The organism is Shewanella sp. UCD-KL12 (assembly GCF_001957125.1).
Lineage (GTDB): Bacteria > Pseudomonadota > Gammaproteobacteria > Enterobacterales > Shewanellaceae > Shewanella.
In genome coordinates, this window is sequence record NZ_MPHJ01000021.1 from 1 (window position 1) to 26,166 (window position 26,166).

Genomic DNA, 26,166 nt, shown 5'->3' on the forward strand with positions numbered 1-26,166 from the left:
ACAAACCTCTTTGATGGACTGGTTACGTATTAACCCCATCCAAAGCACGAGCCAGACTGCCTGCTGTGCAGGCAAACGGCGATTACGGATACTTGCCTTGTTGGCTGTGAGTAATGACTGCTCTATCCACTCTGAATCAATAGCCTCCATTACAGAACCATAAGACCCACTTTCTTCAACAGACTCATGAACTAGCTCAAGCTCTTGCGCAAACATAAAAAAATCCCCACCAGAATACTGGTAGGGATTATCTTTCATCTGCAGGATCGTTCAAGTCCTCTTAAACGATCGGCATTAACCTTAATAGGTGGTTTTTTGTTTAACGCTTATGAGCCGTAACTCGTTACTTATTTGAGAAGTCATTCTCGACGAGCTGCTGCTTGTTCTCTGCTTGTGGTGCATGGCATTGAGTACAAGAGTAGTATTGGCCGTTAAGGGTACCTTTATCATCTTTCACGTGAGAGATATCAATGGGAGTCGCCTTACGCTTTTTAGCTTTATCCCAGCTATGGCAAGACATACAACCATTTCTTTTCATGGTGATACTGTAGTCAGCCTTGTGTGGGATCATAGGAGGCTGGTGGACAAAGTCACGCTCGATTGATTTACCACGCTTAGGGTAAGTAGGCATAGCATCAGCGGCTCTAATATCGCTGATCTCTGACTTTCCTAGTGAACTGATATTGACCGGCTCAGCACTTGTGTTTGCTTGCTGGCCAGAGCAAGCACTAAGCGCCATAACGAGCGCGGCTAAAGTGAGTACATTTTTCATTGGGTGTTCTCCGCCTTTAGGGCAATTCGATTTTTATACTGGAAAACGCGTTGGGCGCAAACATCGATACAGCGGCCACATTGAGTGCAATCACTGCTGGTTATCATAGGTTGCTTACCTTTAAGTGCAGGCTTTAACACCTGTCTCTCAGGGCAAACAACGAAACAGTCCATGCAGTTATCGCAGGCCTTAGCGTTGACGGCCGATACTTTTATAGGGCTTAATTTACCAAGTAAGGCAAATAGTGCACCTGTTGGGCAAAGGTGCCCACACCATCCTCGCTCGCTGATAAAAAGATCGAGCAGGAAGATAGCGACAAGAAGCCACAGTCCGCTTCCAGCGCTAAACAGCGCGGCGCGGTACAAAACGGGAACAGGGTTAACCCACTCCCAAACCGTGAGTCCTGTCAATATCGGTAGTAACAAAACAAGGGCAAGTAGGTAGTAACGTAAGCTCCTTGGCATCTCGCTAATGCGAGGCAGGTTTAACTTACGTCTTAACCAACTTGCACTGTCTGTGACCATATTGACTGGACAGACCCAGCTGCAAAATACGCGGCCACCAGCTAAAGCATAAAAAATTGCAATAATTAGTGCGCCAAGTATTAAGGTGAACTCAGGCATATGGCCAGTCAGTACTACCTGCAGTGTTGCAAGTGGATCTGACAATGGCACAGTGCCTAAAAGTTCGCTGCTTGAAAGGTTTCCTTTTAGGAGCCATAGGCCAAAGATAGGGCCGATAGCAAACAGGAGAAATACGCTAATCTGGCTGACACGTCTTAGAAATAGGAACTTGTGAGCTTGCCACCATCCCAGTTCATCGATTGCAGCCTGTGCAAATCTATCCTCTTTCTTCGATAGTTTGCTCATAGCGGAAGACCTCTGTTTAACATCTCAAGTGTGGTCTCTTCAGTATTTATATAAGTATCGTGTGCAGCTGTTTTTCCAAGAGCAATATGAGTAGGCAGTACTTTTATCGCAGCTTCTTCAAGCACGCAGACATGTTCACATTTACCACAGCCAGTACAGCTATCGCTGTTGACTTTAGGTAGGAACATAGCATGGTGCCCGCTGCGTATGTTTTGCTGCATTTCAAGGGTGATAGCATCGTCGATTAACGGGCAGACCCGATAACAAACATCACACCTTAAGCCTTTAAAGTTTAGACAGTTCTTTTCATCTATTAATACCGCAATGCCCATTTTTGACTTATCAATTTCAGTCAAATCATGATCCAGCGAGCCCGATGGACAAGCCTTAACACAAGGAATATCTTCGCACATCTCACAGGGGATAGTGCGAGCGGTAAAATAGGGTGTCCCCGTTGCGGCGTCATCAAACCAGCGCGCGAGTTTTAGTGTGTCATAAGGGCAAGCCTCAACACATAAACCGCAGCGGACACAAGCCGAAAGAAAATCATCTTCACTCAAGGCCCCAGGAGGTCGAACAGCTAATGGGTCTAGCTGTGATGACTGTTTAGCCACCGCAGCTATCCCCATGCCAAGCAGTCCCATAGCACAGCCAGCTTTAGCCGAATGGGCTAAAAACTGACGGCGATTTACGCCTGTGACTGAGGTTTTGCTTGGTTCGACCTTACTCATTTTTCTCTCTTCGTATCTCTGTTTTTGCTCAAGCGATTAAAGTTAAGTAGTTTGTTAAAAGTCTTAAGCTTTCATCACTTTGACTGGGCACTTCTTGAAATCTGTCTCTTTAGAGAGAGGATCTGTGGCGTCCAGTAACAACTTGTTGACCAGCTGGCGTGCGTCGAAGAATGGCATAAATGCCACGCCTCTTGGCGGCTTGTTGCGGCCTTTGGTCTCAACACGCGTCTTCACTTCACCGCGAGGTGAGGCAACAACCACTTCATCACCACGTTTAAGGCCACGAGCCTTAGCATCTTCAGGGTGAAGGAAGATCTGTGCATCTGGATAAGCGCGATATAGCTCAGGTACGCGAGCTGTCATCGAGCCTGTGTGCCAATGCTCAAGTACACGACCTGTAGATAGCCAGAGGTCGAACTCTTGATCTGGCTCTTCTGCTGCAGGCTCGTATGGCAGAGCAAAAATAACGGCTTTACCATCTGGCTTACCGTAGAAGTTGAACTCTTCACCGGCTTTCAGGTATGGATCGCCTTTTGAGAAGCGGCGCAGTGTCTCTTTACCGTCAACCACAGGCCAGCGTAAACCGCGAGTCTCATGGTAGGTATCGAAATCTGCAAGATCGTGGGCATGACCGCGACCAAATTGAGCGTATTCTTCAAATAGCCCTTTTTGCAGGTAGAAACCGAAGTGCTCGGCCTCATCATTCATCGCACCTTTACAATCAGAAGATGGGAACTTGTTAACTTCGCCGTTTGCATAAAGCACATCATAAAGCGTCTTATCAGCTAGCTCTGGTTGCTTGGCAATTAACTCTGCAGGCCACACTTCAGAAATCTTAAAGCGTTTAGAGAACTCTACTAGCTGCCAAAGATCTGATTTAGCGCCTTCAGGGGCTTTAACCTGCTGATGCCACATATGTGTACGACGCTCAGCATTACCATAAGCACCCTCTTTTTCCACCCACATAGCAGTAGGTAGGATAAGGTCGGCTGCCATTGCAGATACTGTTGGGTATGGATCTGATACGACGATGAAGTTTTCTGGGTTACGGAAGCCCGGTAAGATCTCTTCATTGATGTTAGGACCAGCCTGGACATTGTTAGTACACATGGTCCAGTAGCAGTTCAGTTTGCCATCTTTAAGCATACGGCTCTGAAGCACTGCATGGTAGCCAGGCTTAGGTGGGATAGTACCTTCTGGCACTTGCCATAGCTTTTCAGAGATTGCTCTGTGCTTAGGATTCTTAACGACCATATCAGCAGGTAGACGGTGAGCAAATGTGCCCACTTCACGTGCAGTACCACAAGCTGAAGGCTGGCCAGTAAGCGAGAATGGGCTGTTACCTGGAGTGGCAATTTTACCGGTCAGCAAGTGGATGTTATAGAGCATGTTGTTTGCCCAAACACCACGTGTATGTTGGTTAATCCCCATGGTCCAAAGACTCATCACCTTGATTGATGGATCGGCGTAAGCTTTAGCCATCTCTTCGAGTTTCTCTGGCTCTACACCACTCATCTCAGAAGCATACTCAAGCGTATAAGTGCTTACAAACTTCGCGTACTCATCGAAACTGATAGGTGTAGACTTACCGTTTCCTGGATTCTTGGCCTTTTGCTCAAGTGGATGCTCAGGGCGAAGACCGTAACCGATATCAGTTGTACCTAGTACAAATTTGGTGTGCTTGTTAACGAACTCTTTGTTCACTGCATTGTTTTGAATAATGTAGTTAGCAATGTAGTTAAGCAGTACTAGATCTGTCTGTGGACGGAATACCATCGCGTTGTCGGCTAAGTCGAAGCTACGGTTTTCGAATGTCGATAGTACGTGTACGCGACTTGTCGGGCTACTTAGGCGGCGATCAGATAGGCGAGCCCATAGGATTGGGTGCATCTCAGCCATGTTGGCGCCCCAAAGTACAAAGTGGTCGGCCGCTTCTAAGTCGTCATAACAACCCATAGGCTCATCGATACCGAAGGTACGCATAAAGCCACCTACAGCTGAGGCCATACAGTGACGAGCATTTGGATCAATATTGTTGGTGAGGAAACCGGCTTTATGCAGTTTAGAGGCTGCGTAGCCTTCCCAAACTGTCCACTGACCAGAACCGAACATACCGACAGCAGTTGGCCCTTTGGTCTTTAAAGTGTTTTTCCACTTGTCGGCCATAGTATCGAGCGCAGTATCCCAGCTCACAGGGGTAAACTCACCCTCTTTATCGTACTTACCATCTTTCATACGTAGCAGTGGCGTCGTTAGACGATCTTTTCCGTACATGATTTTAGATAGGAAGTAGCCTTTGATACAGTTAAGGCCTTTGTTGACAGGGCTTTCTGGGTCACCTTTTGTGGCAACGACTTTGCCATTGTTGGTACCCACCAACACACTACAACCTACACCGCAAAAACGGCAAGGTGCTTTGTCCCACTTGATGTTGTCAGTTTGCTCAGCAGCTTCAACTATTCTCACTGGCAAAGTGACACCAACAGTGGTTGCAGCGGCTACTGCAGCGTTGGCTTTTAGAAACTCGCGACGGCTAATGCTCATGGTGTTCCTCACTCTTTTCTCTATTGTTTAACTTAGGTATAAATCTTTTAATGGATTAAATGTTTTGCTTTTTTATTACATCTTGCTGAAAACTAATGAATATCAGCAGCCTGTTCGGCTTCATCGACCTGATGATAGATAAGGCTACTGTTTAATACCCCTTCTATGGCGTTAATTGCCTCGACATTATCAAGAATGGATTTCTGTGTTTCACCCTCTAAGGTAATAACGAATTTACCTGCATCGGTGACAGCATGGATTTCGGCGCCAGTTAAGGCGCGAACTTGGGTTTCAACCTGAGAGATAGCTTTTGGTGCGGCATGAATAACTAAGCTAGTGACGTGGTATTCCTGACTCATCTCTTGTTTCACCTTTTTCAAAGGGGGGGCAGGTAACATAAGGGGGAATCTTAGGAGAGTTACCTGCCAATAGTAATTATTGAGTCTAGACCTCATAAAAATTGTGGGTATACCTAACAAGAGGTATTGGCATCATTTATAGAGCAAGATCATACTTTTCAATGTGATCTTGCTCCCAGTTTAATAAATAGACATTTGCTTGGATAAAGTCTTAATTAGCTGAGGCTAAAGTGAATATGCTGAAGCTCAAAATATCAATAAAACAACAGGTTAATTATTGATAATCATTCTTGTTTAGGCCTAGGTTTGTTGTATGGGGAAATGTAGATGCAAGTTGGAAATAGGTGGTTTTTAAGTATTTACTAATTAAAGAGGAGAAAGCTTTTTGTTCAACAAGCAAGATTGAAAACAGCTTCTATACTTGTTTAAGTTTTATCATGAATTGTCAATTTAACAGGGAGGTTCGCCCTTATGGGGATAAATAAGAGTGTGTTAGTGGTCGATGACAGCCGATTGTCGAGAATAATGATCACCTCAATTGTACAGGGCTCTTTTCCTGAGTGGACGGTTCATGAAGCCGCTAACGGACAAGAAGCGATAGATGTCGCGAAAACTAATCAAATAGACTTTGTCACCTTAGATCTCAACATGCCAGTCATGAGTGGATTAGAAGCCGCCCCTGAGCTCCTTGATCTCAACCCTGATATTAAGATTGCCCTCCTAACTGCCAATATTCAAAGCTCTACTCAAGAGCAGATGAAAATCTTAGGTATTGATTTTATTCCTAAGCCAATCTCTGGGGACAAGGTATTGGCCTTTTTAGGCTGGGAAAAAATACGAAGTGCTATATGAGCCCATATTTTCATTGGGAAAGTTGACTCGTTATTGATACTGCCTAAAAAACTATGACAGGGACGGTTATTTTCTCAACTAAATATAATATTTTGAACCGAGTTGCCGTGTAAATCGTTGTGGATTAATAGCCCGTAAGCTCCATATATCCTTGGCCTTTATGACTACCTGAAATAGAGATAGGCCCCTCCCAGTAACTAATACTCAGCGGGACTTTGGCGTTTGAATTTAGCGCTTGTGTACGGATCTCTATATGCTCTGAGGGAATGGCAATACGCCAGGCGATGGGATAACGTTGGGATTCAATCTTATGCCAATCAACGGCTTCAAGTTGGATCTCTGAAGATGCGATATTTCGTCCACTACCATCGGCATACATTCTACGGCCGCTATAGAAACTTGCTTCATCCTCAGTTTGACCTCTGAGTTGAAACAGCATTAAGGTTGAGCCATCATCTAGCCTAATAGCAAACCAGTCCCAACCGGCTTGGCTCTTATTTAGAAACTGCGAGCTCCACTCTCTATCCAGCCAGGCGTTACCCTCTACCTCGTGCTCAATACCTGCTAGATGGATCGTGCCCGATACGTTAATGAATGGTTGACTGTAGTAATGGGATGCCACTGAGCCATCGGCACTTTTTATGCTGTAGCCCCTCTGACCTTGAAGCTGATAGGGGGCATTGGTTTGCAAAGCTAACCGGTAGCTGAACTTCTCGCTATTGACGTTTAGCGTTGCAGGGAACAGCTCATTGTCAGTACCAGTCCATTGCCAATCATCTATTTTTATTGTCAGTGGCTTAGGCGTAACACCAGCGAGTTTGGGGTGCGATCTCGACCATCTCTCCTCGGCAAAGTGCAAGGTTTTGCTCGTGATAGCAGCATGGGTCATATAAATTTGATTGCTGCTCCAATTTGACTCGCTAAGCAGACTGGTTACATCCGGTGTGTCAGGCGATAAAGCAATACGAAATTGAGTCCACTGCAGTCCAATCTGTTCGCCCTGTTTGGTGGTTAAGTTCGCGGTGAGGTACCACCACTCTTGTCTAAAGTCATCATGAGCTTGATGGTCTTGCGGAAAAGTTATTGCTCTACTGTTACTCACCTCGGTATAGCCGTCGACACTGTCGCCTAAAAGCTCCCCCATAGAGGGAGTGGTTGAAGGTTTAGAGCAAGCTGTAAGCGATAAAGTAGCCCATACTCCAAGGCTTACTATCATCTTAGTCGACATTAAATAACCTCCCTTTGTAAGCTTGATACCAGTGGGCGTTTGGTTTGCATATACAGAGGGAAAGCAATAGCCAAAAGGCTAGAAACTAAAGCGAGTAAAACGACTTGTCCATAGGCGAGCCAATCCCACTCCATAGCAATACTCCAGCCAAAGGCTTGTAGGGTTATCTTATTGATAAGTAAGTAACCTAGAATGGCGCCTGTCGGCAGGGCGACTAAACAGGTAAACAGCACAATTATCAGCATCTGCCCGAAGACTAAGCTTGTAAGTTGGCGTCGGTTTACCCCCATAGTGTATAGCCTAGCCATTGGTGCCAAGCGAGCTTGGGTCAGCATAAAGCAGGCGCTGAATAGTCCAATAGCCGCAACAAGCAGAGTCAGTGTATTGAGCACTTGAGTGATAGAAAAGGTTTGTTTGAACACAATGATCGCTTGCTGCTTAATTTTCTGCTGACTGAAGATCATGGCATCAGGTATAGAAAATCTTTGCTGTAATTCATTTTGCAGTTTTTGCTGCAGTTTAAGCTTTGATTGGACAGACTCACCTTTAACGTCAATGGCTAAGCTCACTGGTGTGCTTGGCAAACCGTTCGCATTCCAGGTCTCAGGAGAGATGATGACTTCGCCATAGGGGTTACCATAATCGAAGAATATTCCACCGACGATAAAGTGATTATCTGTGATTTGTTGGAGCTCAATGCTATCACCGAGTTTGAGTCTTAATTTGATTGCTAAAGGCTCACTGATCAATACCTGCTTATTGGCAAAAAAGTCTGGCCACATATTATCAAGGGTCTCTTTAAATACAGTGGTTTCATGCAATGATCTTTGATCTCGAGTCACGATATTGATCGGTAACTGCTCGAGCTTACTGCTTAAATTCCACTGTTTGTAGACTGCATCGACATCGTGATTTTGAGATAGGTAGTCAACGACTTCATCAATTTTAGTCGAGGCAGGCTTGATATACAGCTCTGCATGAAGCCTAGCATCGAGCCACTGTTTTAAAGTGCTTTCGAAGCTGCCCACTAGCGTGTTCATCGATATATTAGCTGTTAGGGCTAAGAGCATCGCCATCATGGCAAGAGAGAGTGGCGCGATAAGCTCTTTTGTCTCGGCGACCTGATAGTGCAATAAGCCTTTTGGGGTCACCTTTAATAACAAGTTAACGAAAAAGGATAAGAGCCAGGGGAGTGTCAGAGGGATAGCGATAATGATGAGGCCTAGTAATACCATGGTATAACGATAATCTTGGCTCGATGGCAGCAGTATTGTAGCGACAACGCCAAGCAGAATAGCAACGGCGACTTGATACTTATATATCTTGTTGGCGCTTCTCTGAACCGTCATCTGCCCAGAGTTACCTGCAAGGGGCTGCTTGATGAGTTGAACTAAGAGTGAACCGCAGGCAGCGATAGCAGCAATAAAGGTCAAAGCAATCGCCTGTAGTAACCAGCTCCAATGCCAGTTTCCAGGTAATATTTTTGCCCCATAGAGCTGCTCAAGCGTGACAGATACCATAGGCTGTAGCCAGTGGCTAAGCTGTAATCCCAATATAAAACCTATGATAGAGCCAAGGATCACCAGTAGAAGTAACTCAATAGACAGGGCGAGCAATAATGATGCTTTTGCAATACCTTGTTGTTGAAGTTGTGTCAGTAGTCTTTGTCTTTTGAGTAAGCTGTATCTTACGCCGTTATAAGCGATAAAAAGACCAACAATGAAAGCTAATAGACTCATGGCTGTAAGGTTCAGGTGGAAGCTGGCTGTTAGAGCGGTAAGTCCATCGCCATTGTCACTTTTGATGAGGGTGCCATCTGACTCAATGAGCTGGTTCAAAAGTGGCTCTTTATCGGCGATATCGTCAAACAGAGCGATATAACTTAGCTGATGTTGACGCTTGAGTATGCGCTGGGCTAAAGATATGTCCATCAAGATATCAGAACCTAAGTTACTACTATCATCTAAGGCTATAACACGTACCTTAACCCCTTCGAGGATTAACGCTCCATTTTGACTTAATCGTTCAGCCTGAGCGTGACTGGCTAAAACGATAGGGGCACCAGCTAATATATCGGCAAGAGGAATTGGCGCTGAAAACAGTCCAGGTTTTGATCTGCTTTCATTTTCGGGACTTGGCGAATATGCGGTTAGGGCTGCAATCAGATCGCTGCCCTGGATGCGCCAGCGCTTACCATCCTGACTGGAAGCAACGCCCTGAAGCACGGGTAAACTGTGGCTAAAACCTGCTGCGCGTAGCGTAAAGTAAAGCGATTCATTAAGGTGTTTACTCCCCATTGGCGGCGTGACCACCCACTTGGCTTGTTGGCTGAGCAGTTCAGTGGCAGAGCTATAGCTTTGAATTGCATTTTCATTGGTGGCGCGTACGCCTGTGAGCAAAGTTACAGCAAGAATAATACCTATGCCTATGGCACCTGCTTGTAGTGGAGCTTGACGGTAATGAGCCCAAAAAACCTGCAGGCACAGCCCACACATTCGGGTTAGCTTAGTGTTATTCATGCACCTTACCATTATCTAAATGCCAACGCCTTTGCATAAAATCGGCACATTCTAAGCTATGGGTCACCATTAAAATGCTGGTGTCATGTTCTGCTGCCAGTTCACACAAGAGTTGCATCACCTCTAGGCTGGCTGCCTGATCTAAGTTTCCTGTTGGCTCATCGGCAAGTAATAGTTGAGGCTTATGCGCTAAGGCTCTGGCTATAGCCACTCGTTGCTGTTGGCCGCCCGATAGGGAGTCGACATGACGATTAAGCAGAGGCTGAAGGCCAAGAGATAGCACTAAGTGATCGCACCAACTATTCCAGTCTAGGCCATTTAATCTGAGTCCAAATGCGATGTTGTCTGCAACATTGAGGGGAGTGAGCAGGTTAAACTGTTGAAAGACAACACCCAAAGATGTTTGTCTGAACCGGCTCCAATCTCGATCACGCCAAGCTGTAGTCTCTTTGCTCAGTAATTTAAGGGAGCCTGCATTGGGCGACTCAAAGCCAGCAATCAAATTAAGTAGCGTACTTTTACCGCTGCCACTTGCTCCGGTTAATGCAATCGTGTCACCTTGTCGGAGCGTGAGATCGAGTTGATCTAGTACTCTGTGACAAACGCCGCCATCAATAAACTCTTTAGTGATCCCTGCTAGCGCTACAGTCTGGTTTGTCATAAGGCTCCTTGTACTTATTTACCGTTAAGTTATGGCATTCGTTAACATGAATACAGTAAATATTTGATGACGTACCTAGCATACAGAATATTGCGATTTGATTAACTAACTTTACCTTGCAACAAAGTACATTAAGCGTAACTGCTTATGTCACAAAGTATAATTTGAATTGCTGATATTAATCGGTAAGCTGTGAGGACATTTTATTCAACAGATATCGTTAAAGGGAGTGGCTGCTGCGTGGATATCACTTTAACTCACGGCATTCTGTTACTGCTGACAGGTTTTTTTGCTGGCATCATTAACACCTTAGCTGGTGGAGGATCAAATTTAACATTGCCTGCACTAATGGTTATGGGAATGCCAGCCGAAGTGGCCAATGCGACGAATAGAGTCGGTGTCCTGATGCAATCAATTGTTGCTGTGTTTGGTTTTAAGAGGCACGGCAAGTTAGAGACTGACGATACAGTCCCCATTCTTATCCCAACCCTTGCTGGTGGCTTACTGGGCGCAGCAGGCGCTGCTTATGCCCCTAGCGAATGGATTAAACCATTACTGTTAGGCACTATGCTGTTGATGGCATTAATTATCTTGATTAAGCCCTCTATGGTGGCCCCTGAGCTTGGGACACCCGTTAATAAAGTCTCTCAGACGCCGAGCTCGTGGTGGTGGTTAGGTGTCGCCGGTTTTTACGGTGGCTTTGTTCAAGCTGGAGTCGGTTTTGTGCTGTTGGCGGCACTTGCGGGCTCACTGAGGTACGATCTAGTACGCGCCAATGCCCTCAAGATGCTCTGTACCTTAGTTTTCACCTCCGTTTCTCTGGTGCTTTTTATGATTGAAGGGCTCATTCAATGGTTGCCAGGATTAATACTCGCCTTTGGCACCATGTTTGGGGCTCACTTGGCCGTAAAAATGGCCATTAAGGCGAGACCTGAAACACTGAAGTGGTTTTTGTTTGTCATGACGCTGGTGGGGTGTATCGCAGCGTATTTTAGTTAGCTTGCGTGCTAATCCTTTCCGCTTATGTGTTACCTATTCACTTACTCGTCTTTCTAGCGACGTTGTAAGCTGGAATCCAGCAGTTTAATTTTTTGAAGTTTGTTTACTGCAAATGAAGATAAGCGCTACAACTTATCCCCGTTGGAAGTTGCTGGAGTGAGTTATAGAAAATACTGTGAGGTTCACATGGATGTGAGGCTAGATTTTGAGGCCTTGGATACCCCATCGGAATCGTTAAGTATTTTCAAAACAAACGTAGGGTAACAACTTCACTGGGGGGCATGGCACTTTGGTTTACAGGGAATCAAGGAGGATAAGGACGAGCAGCCCACCTTGCCCTGGTGTGGAATGGGATTTGGAATCTATACCTGCTTGTAACGTTCAAAGCTACCGATCAGCCATCCAGTATCAGAGAAGTTAAAGGTAGAGATAAAAGAGAACTACCTATGAGTTCTCTGCCTCACTTTGGCAGCAGATACATAACTCTGCAATAGGGTGTATTGTAAGCCTACCGATACCAATACTTTCGCCACATTCAAGACAAAGTCCATACTCATCCGTATCGAGAAATATCTGCTTAATACGCAAAATATGCCGTTGCATCTGCACCTCTGAGGCGTGTGCCATCTCTTGCTGCTGAATAGCGTCAATTCTAGATACTCGACCAACCGCTTGTTGGTCTAGCTTAACTGGAGCACTGCACTCATGGATGCGAGTAAGTTGTTGTTCAAACTCGGTCAGCTCTGTTTTTAGCTTGGTGAGTAGCGTGTGCTTTTGTGCTGATGTGAGGTTTGCTTGTTTCAAGACCTGCTGCCTGAAAGGTGAGGAGGAGTCATTAAATTATCTAACTCTCTCATTTAAAACAAGGGGAAAAAGTGCTGGTGTAGGTTCTCGTGTTAGTAGTAAGGGAGAACAAGATAAAGGCAATAAAAAAGGCGCACTCAGCTCATGAAATAAGCTGTAATGTGCGCCTTGGTTTAAGCTTTACGAAACTCGAAACTTATCGTTTAGCTTTCATCTGCTAGTGAATAAGGCAGAGCTTGAATTTCAAGCACTGAGCTCTCATCGCCAGAGACTCTTAATTTAGCAGTGTTTTCAGTATCATTTGGCAATACCGCAGTGATCAGAACTTGCTCACTTGATTGAACTAATTCGATGATAGTGCCAACTTTCTTAAAGCTATCTTCAAGTGCTAACTCAAGTGATGAGTCTACGCTGAGTGTTTGGGTGCTCGTGCCTGATAGGATATAAAGGGCGCGTTTATTGCCGCCACGGTACTTCATGCGAGCAACTGTTTCTTGGCCCATGTAACAGCCTTTTTCAAAACTGATCCCATTGACAGCCTGCAGGTTACACATCTGTGGGACAAACTGAGCTTGATGTGAAGCAGCTAAGTTTGGGTAGCCTGCTTGTATTTCAAGGGCTTTCCATGCAGTAGCATCATAAATGGTTTGGTTAATCGATGTGAGGAAAGCTTTAGCTGTTTCTTTGTCCATGATAATGATGAAACGCTCACCATCTTTTAGCAGTACGCCACCGGGAATGTCAGTGACCTCTTGCTCGATATTGGTATTTGATTCTGTCGCGAAATGATCATTAACCCAGGTTTGTGCTTGTTCACCTGCAACACCTAAGATCAGGTAGTTATCGCTAACATCGGTAAGTTCTGCTTTAGAGAAAACGGCATATTTAGCCAGTTGAGGCAGATCCAGAGCCAAGGTATCAGTAGGCATCATCATAAACAATGCATCTTCAACCGCAAAGGTACGGAAGCTAGCTAGCATCTTACCTTTAGGGTCACAGTGTGCTCCCCAGCGCCACTGATCAGCATTAAGTGAGCTGATGTCTGTGGTGACTTGGCCGTGAATAAAACTACGGCCTTGCTCTCCCGTTACACTCATTAGTCCCATATGAGACAGGTTAGAGAAAATTAGCGATGGAATTGGGTCATTCATGTTCCAACTGGGCTGAGAAACTGAAAGCGTCATATCATGATCCTAAGGAGTAAGCGTGCCACAAAGAGCTGATTGTAACCCTAATTTGCATAGCCGGAAATAAAGCACGCGCACAATTTTGCAATTGTGCGCGTGCTTGTAAGAATTAATGGTACTTAGTTAGTGCTGTAAGCGAGTTTTAATGGTGCCTTCAATGGCTTTCATCTACTCATACTCTTATATAGTTTCTTTGATTTAGTTGAAGCTACATAAATGAAATAGCCCGCATAACGGCTAACGTAATGCGGGCTATTATTGCTTAGTCACCGACCAAGTACTAATATTCGTTCTAGTGCACTAGTGCAGTAGGCGAGTTCTGATAGTGCCTTCAATGGCTTTCATCTGCTCTAAAGCTTCTTCAGCTTGGTCTGAATCAACTTCCATAACAACATAGCCAATTTCTGCAGTCGTTTGCAGGTACTGGGCCGCAATGTTAATGCCTTTCTCTGCAAAAGCTTGGTTAATCTTGATTAGGATACCCGGCTTATTATGGTGTATGTGTAATAAACGCGATGCATCTTTATGTTGAGCAAGAGATACTTCAGGGAAGTTGACTGCCGTCATGGTTGAGCCATTATCTGAGTATTTCGCTAGCTTGCCAGCGACTTCAATGCCGATGTTCTCTTGAGCTTCTTGTGTACTGCCACCCACATGTGGAGTCAAGATAACATTGTCTAGTCCACGTAGCGGACTGAAGAACTCATCACTATTTGATTTAGGTTCAACAGGGAATACGTCAATTGCGGCACCTGCTAGTTTTTCGCTGCTTATTACTGAAGCAAGCGCTTCAATATCAACAACGGTACCGCGAGAGGCGTTAATTAAAATGCTGCCCTGTTTCATATAGGATAGTTCTACTTCACCTATCATCTCTTTGGTCTGTGGTGTTTCAGGTACATGCAAACTGACAACATCTGCCAGAGACATTAGCTCTTGCAGTGAGTGAACCTGTTGCGCGTTACCTAGTGGTAATTTATCTTCAATATCGAAGAAAATCACGCGCATACCGAGCGTTTCGGCTAAGATCCCAAGCTGAGTACCGATATGGCCATAACCGATGACACCGAGAGTTTTCCCTCGTGCTTCGTAGCTGCCAGAAGCACTTTTTAACCATCCACCTCTATGGGCCATAGCGTTTCGCTGCGGAATACCACGAAACAGCATAATGATCTCACCAAGCACGAGTTCAGCAACACTTCGAGTGTTTGAAAACGGCGCATTGAAAACAGGAACACCAAGCTTTTCTGCAAAGCTGAGATCTACCTGATTCGTGCCAATACAGAAGCAACCTATACCAACCAGTTTTTCGGCTTGGCTTAGCACGGCTTCATTAAGTTGAGTACGAGAACGAAGACCAACAAAATGTGCATCTTTAATCGAAGCGGCTAGGGCTTCTTCCCCGAGAGATGCTTTGTGGTACTCAATATTGCTGTAGCCTGCACGCTTAAACACATCAACCGCAGATTGGTGGACGCCTTCCAACAGCAGGATCTTGATCTTATCCTTGTCCAGCGAATGTTTCGCCATGATTTTGTTACCTTCTTCGGTTATTGATATTTTGTTAACTAATGTTGTTATGTTAGATCTTTAGTATTCTTCTGATACTTGTCCGACCAAAGTAGCACTTTTTTTGTTCACTGTGGAGGGCTAGATGGCTAAAGTTATTATTCTTATATCAAAACAATAGAGTTAATTCCTATATGAGGTTCTAATTTTGAATAAACAACTTATTTGGATGCTGGTTTTTAGTACTGTTTTGCTTTGGTCTGCAATAGATCCAAAAGATCAATTTACTTGGTTTTTAGAGGTGTTGCCTGCATTGGTCGCAGTCCCTTTGCTATTTTTTACCCGTCATAAATTTCCTCTGACATCACTTGCTTACCTACTGATATTAATACATTGCGTGATACTCATGATTGGCGGGCATTACACCTATGCCGAAGTGCCCCTGTTTGATTGGCTGGCAGAGTTGACTGGCACAGAAAGAAATAATTATGACAAGTTAGGCCACTTTGCTCAGGGCTTTGTTCCAACATTACTTGCCAGAGAGCTGTTTATAAGACTAGAGATAGTTAAGAAAGGCAGTTGGTGTAACTTTTTGGCTGTTTGTTTCTCATTAGCCTTCTCTGCTTTTTATGAGTTAATTGAGTGGTGGGTAGCGCTGCTGACTGGTGAAGATGCAGAAGCGTTCTTAGGCACTCAAGGTTACATTTGGGATACACAGTCCGATATGGGGATGGCGTTGGTGGGGGCGATAACCTATTTGATAGTGGCTTCACGTTTTCATAATAAACAGTTGCAGGCTAAATTAACTGGTTAGCCAGTTTGTTGATGGTATGTGTAGGCAGTTGAATGGTTTTTTATATGCATAAAAGTCTCATATAGCAGCGGTTTTAATAACAAAAACCAATAAAAATAGTACTTTTGTCGATATTTACATTCTATTAATACTTTTTTACTATGGTATTACAAATGAAACTATTCAAATCTACTAAAACAATTCAAAATAGTAATCATTCTGGTTGATAGGGAAGAAAGTTGTGCCCTTAGCAGAGCGCAATAACAACTTTTCAGGGAGAGAAATGAATGAGTAAAATTGATGAACTGGTGTTTCTACATCAAGTCGCCGCACCTTGCCACTTGGCAATATTAGCTGAGTCTATTGGCCTAAAAACCCGTATTGTTAAACAGGTATCAGATCTGGAGCCTGAAAGAGATAGTAATAGTTTCTATCTGATTGAGCAGGAGGGGGCAGCCTTAGACAGTAAAGGGATCCCTCTGTTAGCGTCACGTCTGGTAGCACATGTACCTGTAGCGCTTTATCAAGTCGATCGTGACAAATTAGAGCCTGAGTCAGCACTGCTTTTAGGGATTCGAGGCTTGCTCTATGCTGATCAGCGTATGGATCTTTTGCTGACAGGATTAAGAAAAATGGTAGCCGATGAGCTTTGGTACGATCGGACATTAATCAGCAAGATGTTCCGTCAGCTCGTTAGCCGTGTAGACAGTGCCAATGACTACTCTCAAGATACCGCTGCCATGTTACAGATGTTAACGAATCGAGAGCGCACGATTATTCAACTTGTATCTAGCGGTGCACGCAATAAGGAGATTGCTCATCGTCTGTGCATTAGCGAGCATACGGTAAAAGCACATATTTCATCGATCTTTCGTAAGACGCAATCAAGAAATCGTGTCGAGTTACTGATTTGGGCACAGACATACCAAAGTCACTTTGAATTATGCTCCTAATCGCTAGTTGCTACTAGAGGTTAGAAAGCTAACTGGTAAATGAAAAAACTAAAGCGGCCATCATGGCCGCTTTTTTGTATTGCGATCTTTACAAAATATAGAGTAAAGCGCTTTCAAACAAGGGATTAGCTTCAGGGGGGGAAATAAATAATCTGCTTTGTAAAGAATTGTCTCACCTTGTCAATTTTTTGCTGCTTAAATGTGTAGAACTCTGTTCTAGCTTAAGTGTATGATTTTGTGCCGCTAAATCCTCCTATCAAACCACCTGTTCTCTCCACTGTTGAATGTGTCAAATTTTCCTTTGTTTAACAAATGCTTATCCTTGTGTAAATTGATTTAAACGTCTTTTTATTGTCATCTAACTCTGCAAGAATCCCTAGGCACGTTATTAAAAAATAACGGCAAAAAATAATAATGGGGTTGAACAAATGGATAATGTTACAAAACTGTCAGTGCTTGCACTGTCGATAGCTGCTGCGTTGCCAATGAGTGCATCTGCAGATCTTTTAATTTCAGAGTATGTAGAGGGAACGGGTTATAGCAAGGCTGTAGAGATTTATAACTCGGCGAACTCAAGTTTAGATCTTGCCGGTTACTCAGTCGTTTATTACTCAAAAGGTGAAACTACACCCAACACCATCCTAGAGCTCACAGGTACGCTCCCTGCCGAATCTATCAAAGTTATTACCAATAACCATGCTGATAATGCCATTGTGTTAGATCCCGCTATTGATGCTGAATCTGCCACTATCTACTTTAATGGTGATGACAAAGTTGGCATCTTAAAAGATGGCGTGCTGGTTGATATTTTAGGAGAGGTAGGCACGACTGGTGATTGGGCTAAAGATGTCACCATGGAGCGTAAGGCAGGTATTACCACTGCAAATTCAAGCTATGTCGCCAGTGAATGGTCGACTAAAGCGACTAATGATTTTGCAGGCTTAGGCGCGCGTTCTGGGAACTTTGAAGGTGGTGAAGTACCTGAAGTACCCGCATTTAGCTGTGTCGGTGAGACCATAACACCAATATACAGCGTGCAGGGAGCTGGGCCTAGTAGTCCATTAGTTCCTGAGGGGGAATATGAGTCTGTTGAAGCCGTGACAATTAAAGGTGTTGTTACCGCTCGTGGTGAATCACTGCAAAAAGGTTTTTACCTTCAGGAAGCGGTAGGTGATGGCTCTCCTTATACCTCTGATGGCGTATTTGTTTATTTAGGTGAAAAAGCGGCTGAAGCAATACAGCCTGGTGTTGAGGTCTGTGTACAAGGGCTGGTTCAAGAGATGTATGGCCAGACTCAGATTGCAGGTGATGCAACTAAGATCGAAGTCGGTGCACAGGGCGAAGAGTTGGCAACAACCGCTTTTTATGTGGCTGATGGCGAAGACCTCGCACAAGCACTAGAGCGTTATGAAGGCATGCACATCAGCTTAGATGCTGGCAGTGATATGAAGATCACGCGTAATTTTAGCTTTGATTACTCAAGCTATAGAAACAATATGGTGTTATCTCATAAAGCACCTTTGATGAAGCCAACTCAAGTTCATGCACCTCTGTCTGAAGCTGCCGTTGCACTAGAGAATGCGAATAGAATCAATGAACTTTATATCGAGTCAGACTATAAAGCGGCAAATGGCCAGGTGCCTTACTTCCCAGATTTTAATGCTGAAACTGGCTATATGCGAATCGGCGATCAGGTGACCAATATCTCTGGTGTTGTCGGTTACAGTTATGGGAATTATCGTTTTGTAGTGACCAATGAGATCACTGCTGGTGACCTTATTCGTGACAATGACAGAACGACAGCGCCAGCTATCGCTACCCAAGGTGATATACGTGTAGCTAGCTTCAATGTACTGAATTTCTTTAACGATATGGTGGGTGGTGATGAGACGCCTAACGGAAATCGTGGTGCAGACACTGAAGAGGAGATGTTATTGCAACGCGCTAAACTCGTCAATGCTATTACAGCCATGAATGCTGATATTGTTGGTTTAATGGAGATCGCAAATAACGGCTATGGTGAGATGAGTGCCATTCAAAACTTACTTGATGCACTCAATGCTGAACTGTCAGATGAGCAGGCTTATAGCTTTATTGAGATCAGTGACGAAGATAAGTACCAAGGTAAGTACATAGGCAGTGATGCCATTGCTGTGGGTATCTTATATCGCGCTGCAAGTGTGACCCCTGAAAATGCGGCATTTGTAATTAAAACTCCAGAGCAACATGCTGCAGAAGGTGTTGCAACGCGTGGAGAAGGTGAAACAAGTCCAGCTTATGATAAGTACCAGCGTCATAGTTTAGGCCAAACGTTCTCAATCCATGATGAGAAGTTAACTATTGTTGTTAATCATCTAAAGTCTAAAGGCTCTGGTTGTTTAGAAGATTGGTTAGAGTTTTCTGAAGACAAAGATCCTGCCGATCTTCAAGGAAAGTGTAATGAGTTTCGCGTATCTGCGGCAAAAGTTATCGGTGAAGCGTTAACTGATGTAGAGGGGGATCTGCTGGTTATCGGTGATATGAACGCCTACGGCTTAGAAGATCCAATTCGAGTATTAACCGATTACGATGCTACGAATGATGAGCGTGACATAGTGACTGCTTCTTGGACAACGCTTGACGGTAAGATCTATGAGCGTGAAGGGAGCAAGATTGAGAAGGGCTACGGTCTGATTAACTTGAATACTGAAGCTCACGGTCCTGCAACATACTCATACAGCTATAATGGTGAGCTAGGTAATTTAGATCATGCACTAGGTAATGCAAGTGTCGCTGAGCGTGTTGTTGCGGTTGAAGATTGGCATATCAACGCAGTTGAATCGAACCTGTTTGAATACAGCAGTAAATACACTGGGGATCTGGAGAAGTCTGAAAATGCTTTCTCAGCTTCTGACCATGATCCTGTGATCTTAGCCTTGAGCTACCCTGAGCCTACTCCAGAACCTGAGCCAACACCTAAGCCTGATGATGGTGGTTCTTTAGGTTATTTAGCACTAAGTTTACTGTCTTTATTAGGATTGCGTCGACGTGCAAGTTTAAAGCGTTCTGATAGCTAGTGCTTAGAGTATGAGACTTAATATTAAGGCTCATATCAATGACAGCGCTTATTAAATCATTGCAATAAGCATTGTATTAGCCCAAAAGCCGCTTTATTCAAAGCGGCTTTTCAGTTTTATTTAAGCCCAATAGCTGATTATGTCAGCTTCAGTCTAAATATCTAACATAACCCCTATAATTACTGTAATTCTCTTTCATTTATGTTGCTTGTGGATCTAAATTAGCTGCCTGCTTGCAGTTTAAACTCAACCGTTTTCAACAAATGCTCTGTGTCATTTCTTGCTTGTATATTACGTTATTGTTGAGGGTGTGGCTTTATCCTGTACGCTATGTTGTAACTTGGTTTTATTATTTTTATGGTTTTGAGCGTTTTGGATGATTGTTCGGTACAAGGGCTCTAAATTGATATTTATCTCTCGTAAAGTGCGCCAGATCCCTTGCAGACAACATAAGCCTGTATACACTGCCAACATCTCATGATTTCATTGGTAAAAAATGTATGGAAGTTTTCATCAGTTTATTGGGCATGCTGTGTCTGGTTGGCTTAGCGGTAGCCTTATCGGAAAATAGACGGGCAATAAACCCGCGAACCGTTATCGGGGCGCTTGTTTTTCAGATCGCGTTTGGCGCTTTTGTTATGTACGTCCCTATGGGTCAGTCTATGTTAGACAGTGCTTCTAATGGCGTCATGCATGTCATTAACTACGCTAATGAAGGCCTGAAGTTTCTGTTTGGCGGCCTAGCTGATTTTAGTCTCGGCTTTATCTTTGTTATCAATGTGCTTTTTGTCGTGGTGTTTATCAGTGCCTTGATTGCTGTGCTCTATTACTTGGGCATTATGCAGCTAATCATTGGCGTTATCGGTGGAGGCTTAGCGAAAGTCTTAGGTACCAGCCGCGCAGAATCGCTATCAGCGACGGCCAATATCTTTGTGGGCCCAATTGAAGCTCCCTCTATGGTTCGTCCGTTTGTAAAACATATGACTCGTTCGGAGTTGTTTGCAGTGATGACGGGAGGATTAGCATCGGTCGCAGGTGGAACCATGATTGGTTACATCCAGATGGGGGTCGATGTTAAGTATGTGCTTACCGCTGCGTTTATGACCGCACCTGCAGGGTTACTGTTTGCTAAGTTGATGTGGCCAGAAACCGAAACGCCACGTAACGATATCAAAGAGATTATTGCTGAGCATGATGATAAACCTGCAAATGTACTCGATGCAGCCGCAGGCGGTGCAGCAATGGGCATGCAGCAGGTGTTGGCTGTATCTGCACTCCTTCTCGCATTTGTGAGCTTAATCGCCATGGTTAATGGCATGTTTGGTGGCGTCGGTAACCTGATAGGTATCGAAGGGCTAACCCTACAGATGATCTTAGGTTATCTGCTAGCGCCATTAGCTTGGGTGATGGGCGTACCTTGGAATGAAGCGGTACAAGCGGCATCATTTATTGGCCAGAAGATGGTGATTAATGAATTTATCGCTTACATCGACTTCCTTAAGGTCGCAGATGATCTTTCTGAGAAAACACAGATCATTATCAGTTTTGCCCTGTGTGGATTTGCCAACATAGGTTCACTGGCTATGGTGATGGGTGGTCTTTCAGCCCTGTGTCCTGAGCGTCGTAAAGACTTAAGTGCATTAGGCTTTAAGGCCTTGATAGCAGCTGCGCTGGCTAACCTGATGAGCGGTACAATTGCTGGTCTGCTATTTAGCCTAGCTGGATAAATTTAACGTATTGAATCTGGTTTAGCTGAGAGATTGCTAAGCCTGCGATTAACTAGGAAAAATTATGACACCACACATTAATGCCGAAGCTGGCGCATTTGCAAAAACCGTATTGATGCCAGGCGATCCACTTCGTGCCAAGTACATTGCCGAGAACTTTCTTGATAACCCTAAATTAGTTACCGATGTACGAAACATGTTGGGCTATACCGGTGAATATCAAGGTAAGCCGATCTCTGTGATGGGCTCTGGAATGGGGATTCCGTCGATCTCTATCTATGCTAAAGAGCTGATCACCGAATACGGTGTTGAAAAGATCATTCGCATCGGATCATGTGGCGCAGTAAGCGACAAGATTAAACTGATGGATGTTGTTATGGCGATGGGCGCGAGTACAGATTCAGCTGTGAACCGCACTCGTTTTGCTGATACTGACTTTGCTATGATTGCTGATTTTGAACTCCTTAGAAAAGCCGCTGACGCAGCACAAAAGCAAGGCGTTAACTATCACGTTGGTAACTTATACTCCTCAGATCTGTTCTACAGCGCTGATGAGAACCGTTACGACTTAATGGAAAAATACGGCATTTTAGGCGTTGAGATGGAAGCTGCTGGTCTTTATGGCGTAGCCACAGAATATGGGGCTCAGGCATTAGCGATGATGACTGTGACTGACCACCTAAGACAAGGATTACACCTGACTGCAGAAGAGCGACAGCAGACACTTAATGAGATGATTAAACTGACACTGGAAGCAGTAAGTGCGGATCTTTAATTGTTAAAGTAACCTTTTACCCTACGGCTCTCGAACATTTACTAATAGCTGTGATATCAATAGGTATACGCAGTACAATAATATGAAATGTTCGAGAGCCATCCACAATAAAACAGTACTAAGTAAAAGTGTTAAGTAACAGTGTTTAGTCCCAGCGATACGTCCTGCAGATTATCATTTTGTTTTAAGCTCACACTGACCAACTATCGCTTCCCCTCATAAGAAGTTTATATTCCGTAAGCTGCTTTTCCTGATTAGAACTCAAACACTTGTTTAAATTTATAAAGCTTCGCAGTAGACTGTAGCCATTAATTTGAACTGAAAATAGAACTGTGGATGCTGTTATGAGTATTTGGTTTAGACCTGTTTCCCTTGAAGACTGTGCCAAAATGGATGCTGGAATGCATGGTAAAGGCACCTTAATGAAAACCATGGGGATAAGGATCACTGAAATTGGTGATGACTATATGGTTGCGACTATGCCCGCTTCACCTGAGGTGCATAATCCTTTAGGTATCGTTCATGGTGGGGCTAATGTTGCCCTTGCTGAGACCGTCGCCAGTTATGCGGCGAATTTTGCCGTCGATTTTGAGAACTACTACTGTGTCGGGCAAGAGATCAATGCCAACCACCTTAAAGCCTCACGTAACGGCACACTGACAGCTACTGCTAAGCCTGTTCATCTAGGTAAGAGAAGTTCAGTATGGGAGATACTCATCCATAATAGTGGTGGTGATCTCTGCTGTATTTCACGTATGACAGCAGCTGTTGTAAAGCGCTAATTTTCCCCTTTGTTAATATGCATGGCGGGGAGGTTGAATACTATCAATGGTATAAGCCCCAGCGTTACCCCGTCTTAGCAATATCTAGGCACTTAATATCGATTTGATGGGTGCCTACATATACCTGTTTTTAAAAATATATAAGCGACTCATCTCGATTTAGTCATTGTCATTGCTAACGTAAATAAGCTTTCAAGCTATATAAGCCATTGCTCTCCACTTAGTCAGTGCTAACGTAAACAAGCTTTTAGCCTATATAAGCCATTGCTCTCCACTTAGCCAGTGCTAACGTAAACAAGTTTTCAAGCTATATAAGCCATTCATCTCTACTTAGTCAGTGCTAACGTAAACACGCTTTCAAGCTATGTAAGCCATTCATCTCTACTTAGTGAGTGCTAACGTAAATAAGCTTTCAAGATATATGAGCAGTTAATCTCCACTTAGGGAGTGCTAACGTAAACAAGCTTTCAAGCTATGTAAGCCATTCATCTCTACTTAGTTGGTGCTAACGTAAATAAGCTTTCAAGATATATGAGCAGTTAATCTCCACTTAGGGAGTGCTTGCGTAAACTCGCTATAGAAATATAAGCATGTGGTACATAATAACTCCCTTGATTATTGACGAGTGAAAGCCTTAATGAACTAGACTTATTCTAAGGTTATTTAGCTTGTCGCTGTGGGGATGAAGTAAATGGAAAGTGCAACAATTTGGGAGTGGGTGGGCTATTTAGCCTCTGTGGTGGTCGCCATCTCACTGATGATGTCAAATATTAAGAAGTTACGTTGGTGGAACCTGATTGGTGCAGCGCTTTTTGTGGCCTACGGTTTAGCTATCGATGCTTTACCTGTAGCGCTAGTGAACTTCTTTATTGTTTTGATTGACCTATATTATCTGGTTAAAATCTATAAAGCAGAAAAAGAGTTTAATCAGAATTCCAGTGCTGAATAATGCCTGGGTTCAATTTTTAGTTTCACCTAAGTGAAGTAGCGTCTGATTATGCAGTTAACAGGTCCTACTTCAATTGTACTTATTAGTCTTTCAAATTTACACTTTACTGTTTTTAATCATAGCTTTACTTTTTACCTCCATATTTAGTTCCTCATTCAACCCCCTTGTTTAGCATAATGCTCTACGGTTACGTCAATAGATTGGTTTTTTATATTTCCTTGCTATTTAATTGATTTATATCAATATTTACAATGCGTAACCTCAATAATCTCCATTAGCCCTCTTAAGTACTACTTTCTAGGTATCTGTGAGAATGTTCACACTATCTTAATCTGCAAAATGGATTGATATAATCTATCTTAATCGTTTTATCTTATTTTGTGGGTGAACTATTATTTGTTCATCGACAGGGTTTATGTGAAGGCTTGTAAAGGTGACCTTGACTAGGTGACTAGATAAGCGAAACGGAGCAATGACTATGGCCACAATATTTGATGTTATCGAAGACTGGTTGAGTTAGGCGACTATATTAACGTTTAAAAATTAATGTTTTAAAAAATTGATGAATAACAAAGCATTGGAGAATAAGATTATGAGCACGCAAGCAAACTATTTGACTAGCCAAAACGGTGCACCAGTTGCCGACGACCAAAACTCTCTAAGCGCAGGCGAGCGTGGCCCAGTGCTATTACAGGACTTTCATTTGTTAGAGAAGTTGGCTCACTTTAACCGTGAGCGTATTCCTGAGCGTGTTGTTCATGCAAAAGGAACTGGTGTGTATGGCACATTTACGCTGACTAAAGATATGAGTGAGTACACCATTGCCGATCATTTCAATGAAGTTGGTAAGCAGACAGAGACCTTCCTGCGTTTCTCTACTGTTGGTGGCGAAATGGGCTCAGCGGATGCGGAGCGTGATCCTCGTGGCTTTGGTTTGCGCTTTTATACAGCGCGCGGCAATCACGATATTGTTGGCAATAATACACCGACTTTCTTCCTGCGTGATGGCATCAAGTTCCCAGACTTTATTCATACTCAAAAGCGTAACCCGCAGACTAATTTAAAAGATCCACAAGCTATGTGGGACTTCTGGGCACTTAATCCTGAAGCTTTGCATCAAGTGACTGTATTAATGTCAGATCGTGGCATCCCAGCTAACTATCGTCAGATGAATGGCTATGGATCGCACACCTACTCGCTTTGGAATGATAAAGGTGAGCGTTTCTGGGTTAAGTTCCACTTTAAGACTAAGCAGGGCATTGCTAACTTAACACCTGAGCAGGCTGATATTCTTAAAGGTATCGATCCTGACTCATCTCAGCGTGACATGGTTGCTGCGATTGCCGACGGTAACTTCCCTCGCTGGGCTGTCAAAGTACAGATAATGCCAGAAGCCGATGCTAACACTTATCATATCAATCCGTTTGACCTGACAAAGGTATGGCCACATGCTGATTATCCTCTGATTGAGATTGGTGAGCTTGAGCTAAATCGTATGCCTGAGAACTACTTTGCTGAAGTTGAGCAAGTCGCGTTAGCGCCGAGCAATCTAGTGCCAGGTGTAGGTGCATCTCCAGATAAGATGTTGCAGGCTCGCTTGTTTGCTTATGCCGATGCACAGAGATACAGAATAGGTGCCAACTATAACCAGCTACCCGTTAACTGTCCTCATGCAACCAAAGCTAATCACCATCAACGTGCAGGTGCTATGGCCGGAACGCAGTGCCCATACAGTGGCAGTCAGACGGGCGGTGATGCTTCTGCAAACTATGGACCTAATTCTCGTGAAGAGGGTTTAGTCGATGTATCAAAATTTGCAGAGCCACCACTACGTTTAGATGGTGAAGCCGATAGATACAGCCGTTATAACCAAGATGATTTTTCTCAGGCCGGAAACCTTTACCGTATTCTGCCAGAAGATGAGAAGGCGAGGCTTATTACTACAATATGTGGCAGCTTGAGCGAGACGACTATGGATGTGCAGCAGACTATGGTGGAGCATTTCACTAAAGCCGATGCAGATTATGGTCAGCGCATTAAGCAGACATTGGGCCTGTAAAAAACCAATAGATAAAAAGGCGCTAGTTTCGAGGAGCT

The 26,166-nt window shown here is 44.0% G+C and carries 22 protein-coding genes; 10 read left to right on the forward strand and 12 right to left on the reverse strand.

What is annotated here, in order from left to right; genetic code table 11:
• From BM736_RS22505 to BM736_RS22530, 6 genes are all read right to left on the reverse strand, one after another.
• On the reverse strand, positions 1 to 216 hold a 216-nt coding region (locus BM736_RS22505; RefSeq protein ID WP_179079089.1), incomplete at its 3' end, for a transposase domain-containing protein.
• Between the two features lie 127 nt (positions 217 to 343).
• Positions 344 to 772, reverse strand: coding sequence for a nitrate reductase cytochrome c-type subunit (locus BM736_RS22510; RefSeq protein ID WP_076416527.1), 429 nt, complete (start codon positions 770 to 772; stop codon positions 344 to 346).
• On the reverse strand, positions 769 to 1,641 hold the full coding sequence (napH, locus tag BM736_RS22515) for a quinol dehydrogenase ferredoxin subunit NapH (protein ID WP_076416528.1): 873 nt from the start codon (positions 1,639 to 1,641) through the stop codon (positions 769 to 771). The genes BM736_RS22510 and napH overlap by 4 nt, the downstream gene beginning before the upstream one ends.
• The gene (gene napG / locus BM736_RS22520; RefSeq protein ID WP_076416529.1) at positions 1,638 to 2,372 is read right to left on the reverse strand and encodes a ferredoxin-type protein NapG; all 735 of its coding nucleotides are present in this window, start codon (positions 2,370 to 2,372) and stop codon (positions 1,638 to 1,640) included. Before napG ends, napH begins: the two co-directional genes overlap by 4 nt.
• 63 nt (positions 2,373 to 2,435) lie before the next feature.
• Positions 2,436 to 4,916: a nitrate reductase catalytic subunit NapA gene (gene napA / locus BM736_RS22525; protein WP_076416530.1), complete on the reverse strand. Its 2,481-nt coding sequence runs from the start codon at positions 4,914 to 4,916 to the stop codon at positions 2,436 to 2,438.
• Positions 4,917 to 5,008: 92 nt separating this feature from the next.
• Entirely contained in the window at positions 5,009 to 5,275 is a 267-nt protein-coding gene (locus BM736_RS22530) for a chaperone NapD (protein ID WP_076416597.1), read from the reverse strand.
• A gap of 471 nt (positions 5,276 to 5,746) precedes the next feature.
• Here BM736_RS22530 and BM736_RS22535 point away from each other — a divergent pair, with 471 nt between their 5' ends.
• A complete protein-coding gene (locus tag BM736_RS22535; RefSeq protein WP_076416531.1) occupies positions 5,747 to 6,127 on the forward strand; it encodes a response regulator transcription factor in 381 nt (126 codons plus the stop codon).
• Positions 6,128 to 6,251: 124 nt separating this feature from the next.
• On the opposite strand, the gene BM736_RS22540 is transcribed toward BM736_RS22535, so the two are convergent.
• From BM736_RS22540 to BM736_RS22550, 3 genes are read right to left on the reverse strand one after another with little or no spacing between them, the layout of a single operon-like run.
• Positions 6,252 to 7,355 carry a lipocalin-like domain-containing protein gene (locus BM736_RS22540; protein ID WP_076416532.1) on the reverse strand — a complete coding sequence of 368 codons (1,104 nt, stop codon included), beginning with the start codon at positions 7,353 to 7,355 and terminating at the stop codon, positions 6,252 to 6,254.
• The gene (locus BM736_RS22545) at positions 7,355 to 9,874 is read right to left on the reverse strand and encodes an ABC transporter permease (protein ID WP_083700469.1); all 2,520 of its coding nucleotides are present in this window, start codon (positions 9,872 to 9,874) and stop codon (positions 7,355 to 7,357) included. The genes BM736_RS22540 and BM736_RS22545 overlap by 1 nt, the downstream gene beginning before the upstream one ends.
• Positions 9,867 to 10,535 carry an ABC transporter ATP-binding protein gene (locus BM736_RS22550; RefSeq protein ID WP_076416534.1) on the reverse strand — a complete coding sequence of 223 codons (669 nt, stop codon included), beginning with the start codon at positions 10,533 to 10,535 and terminating at the stop codon, positions 9,867 to 9,869. Before BM736_RS22550 ends, BM736_RS22545 begins: the two co-directional genes overlap by 8 nt.
• 240 nt (positions 10,536 to 10,775) lie before the next feature.
• Here BM736_RS22550 and BM736_RS22555 point away from each other — a divergent pair, with 240 nt between their 5' ends.
• A complete protein-coding gene (locus BM736_RS22555) occupies positions 10,776 to 11,534 on the forward strand; it encodes a sulfite exporter TauE/SafE family protein (RefSeq protein ID WP_076416535.1) in 759 nt (252 codons plus the stop codon).
• 444 nt (positions 11,535 to 11,978) lie between these two features.
• On the opposite strand, the gene BM736_RS22560 is transcribed toward BM736_RS22555, so the two are convergent.
• The 3 genes from BM736_RS22560 to serA form a co-directional block, all read right to left on the reverse strand.
• Positions 11,979 to 12,338, reverse strand: coding sequence for a TraR/DksA C4-type zinc finger protein (locus tag BM736_RS22560; protein ID WP_076416536.1), 360 nt, complete (start codon positions 12,336 to 12,338; stop codon positions 11,979 to 11,981).
• 203 nt (positions 12,339 to 12,541) lie between these two features.
• Positions 12,542 to 13,522, reverse strand: a complete 981-nt coding sequence (gene ygfZ / locus BM736_RS22565; RefSeq protein WP_076416537.1) for a tRNA-modifying protein YgfZ — start codon at positions 13,520 to 13,522, stop codon at positions 12,542 to 12,544.
• A 303-nt stretch (positions 13,523 to 13,825) separates the two neighbouring features.
• Positions 13,826 to 15,055 carry a phosphoglycerate dehydrogenase gene (serA, locus tag BM736_RS22570; protein WP_076416538.1) on the reverse strand — a complete coding sequence of 410 codons (1,230 nt, stop codon included), beginning with the start codon at positions 15,053 to 15,055 and terminating at the stop codon, positions 13,826 to 13,828.
• 208 nt (positions 15,056 to 15,263) lie between these two features.
• On the opposite strand from serA, the gene BM736_RS22575 reads away from it, so the two are divergent.
• The 8 genes from BM736_RS22575 (at position 15,264) to katB (ending at position 26,128) form a co-directional block, all read left to right on the forward strand.
• Positions 15,264 to 15,848, forward strand: a complete 585-nt coding sequence (locus BM736_RS22575; RefSeq protein ID WP_372828712.1) for a DUF2238 domain-containing protein — start codon at positions 15,264 to 15,266, stop codon at positions 15,846 to 15,848.
• Between the two features lie 266 nt (positions 15,849 to 16,114).
• Complete coding sequence (locus BM736_RS22580; protein ID WP_076416540.1) at positions 16,115 to 16,780, forward strand: response regulator transcription factor; 666 nt, start codon at positions 16,115 to 16,117, stop codon at positions 16,778 to 16,780.
• A gap of 428 nt (positions 16,781 to 17,208) precedes the next feature.
• Entirely contained in the window at positions 17,209 to 19,836 is a 2,628-nt protein-coding gene (exeM, locus tag BM736_RS22585) for an extracellular exonuclease ExeM (RefSeq protein ID WP_076416541.1), read from the forward strand.
• Positions 19,837 to 20,336: 500 nt separating this feature from the next.
• Positions 20,337 to 21,563 (forward strand): NupC/NupG family nucleoside CNT transporter, encoded by a 1,227-nt coding sequence (locus BM736_RS22590; RefSeq protein ID WP_076416542.1) that lies wholly within the window; start codon positions 20,337 to 20,339, stop codon positions 21,561 to 21,563.
• A gap of 61 nt (positions 21,564 to 21,624) precedes the next feature.
• Positions 21,625 to 22,338 carry a purine-nucleoside phosphorylase gene (gene deoD, locus BM736_RS22595; RefSeq protein ID WP_218638780.1) on the forward strand — a complete coding sequence of 238 codons (714 nt, stop codon included), beginning with the start codon at positions 21,625 to 21,627 and terminating at the stop codon, positions 22,336 to 22,338.
• Between the two features lie 344 nt (positions 22,339 to 22,682).
• Positions 22,683 to 23,120, forward strand: a complete 438-nt coding sequence (locus BM736_RS22600) for a PaaI family thioesterase (protein ID WP_076416544.1) — start codon at positions 22,683 to 22,685, stop codon at positions 23,118 to 23,120.
• A 691-nt stretch (positions 23,121 to 23,811) separates the two neighbouring features.
• A complete protein-coding gene (locus BM736_RS22605; RefSeq protein WP_076416545.1) occupies positions 23,812 to 24,069 on the forward strand; it encodes a YgjV family protein in 258 nt (85 codons plus the stop codon).
• Between the two features lie 592 nt (positions 24,070 to 24,661).
• Positions 24,662 to 26,128 (forward strand): catalase KatB, encoded by a 1,467-nt coding sequence (gene katB, locus BM736_RS22610; RefSeq protein WP_076416546.1) that lies wholly within the window; start codon positions 24,662 to 24,664, stop codon positions 26,126 to 26,128.
• Positions 26,129 to 26,166 lie beyond the last annotated feature (38 nt).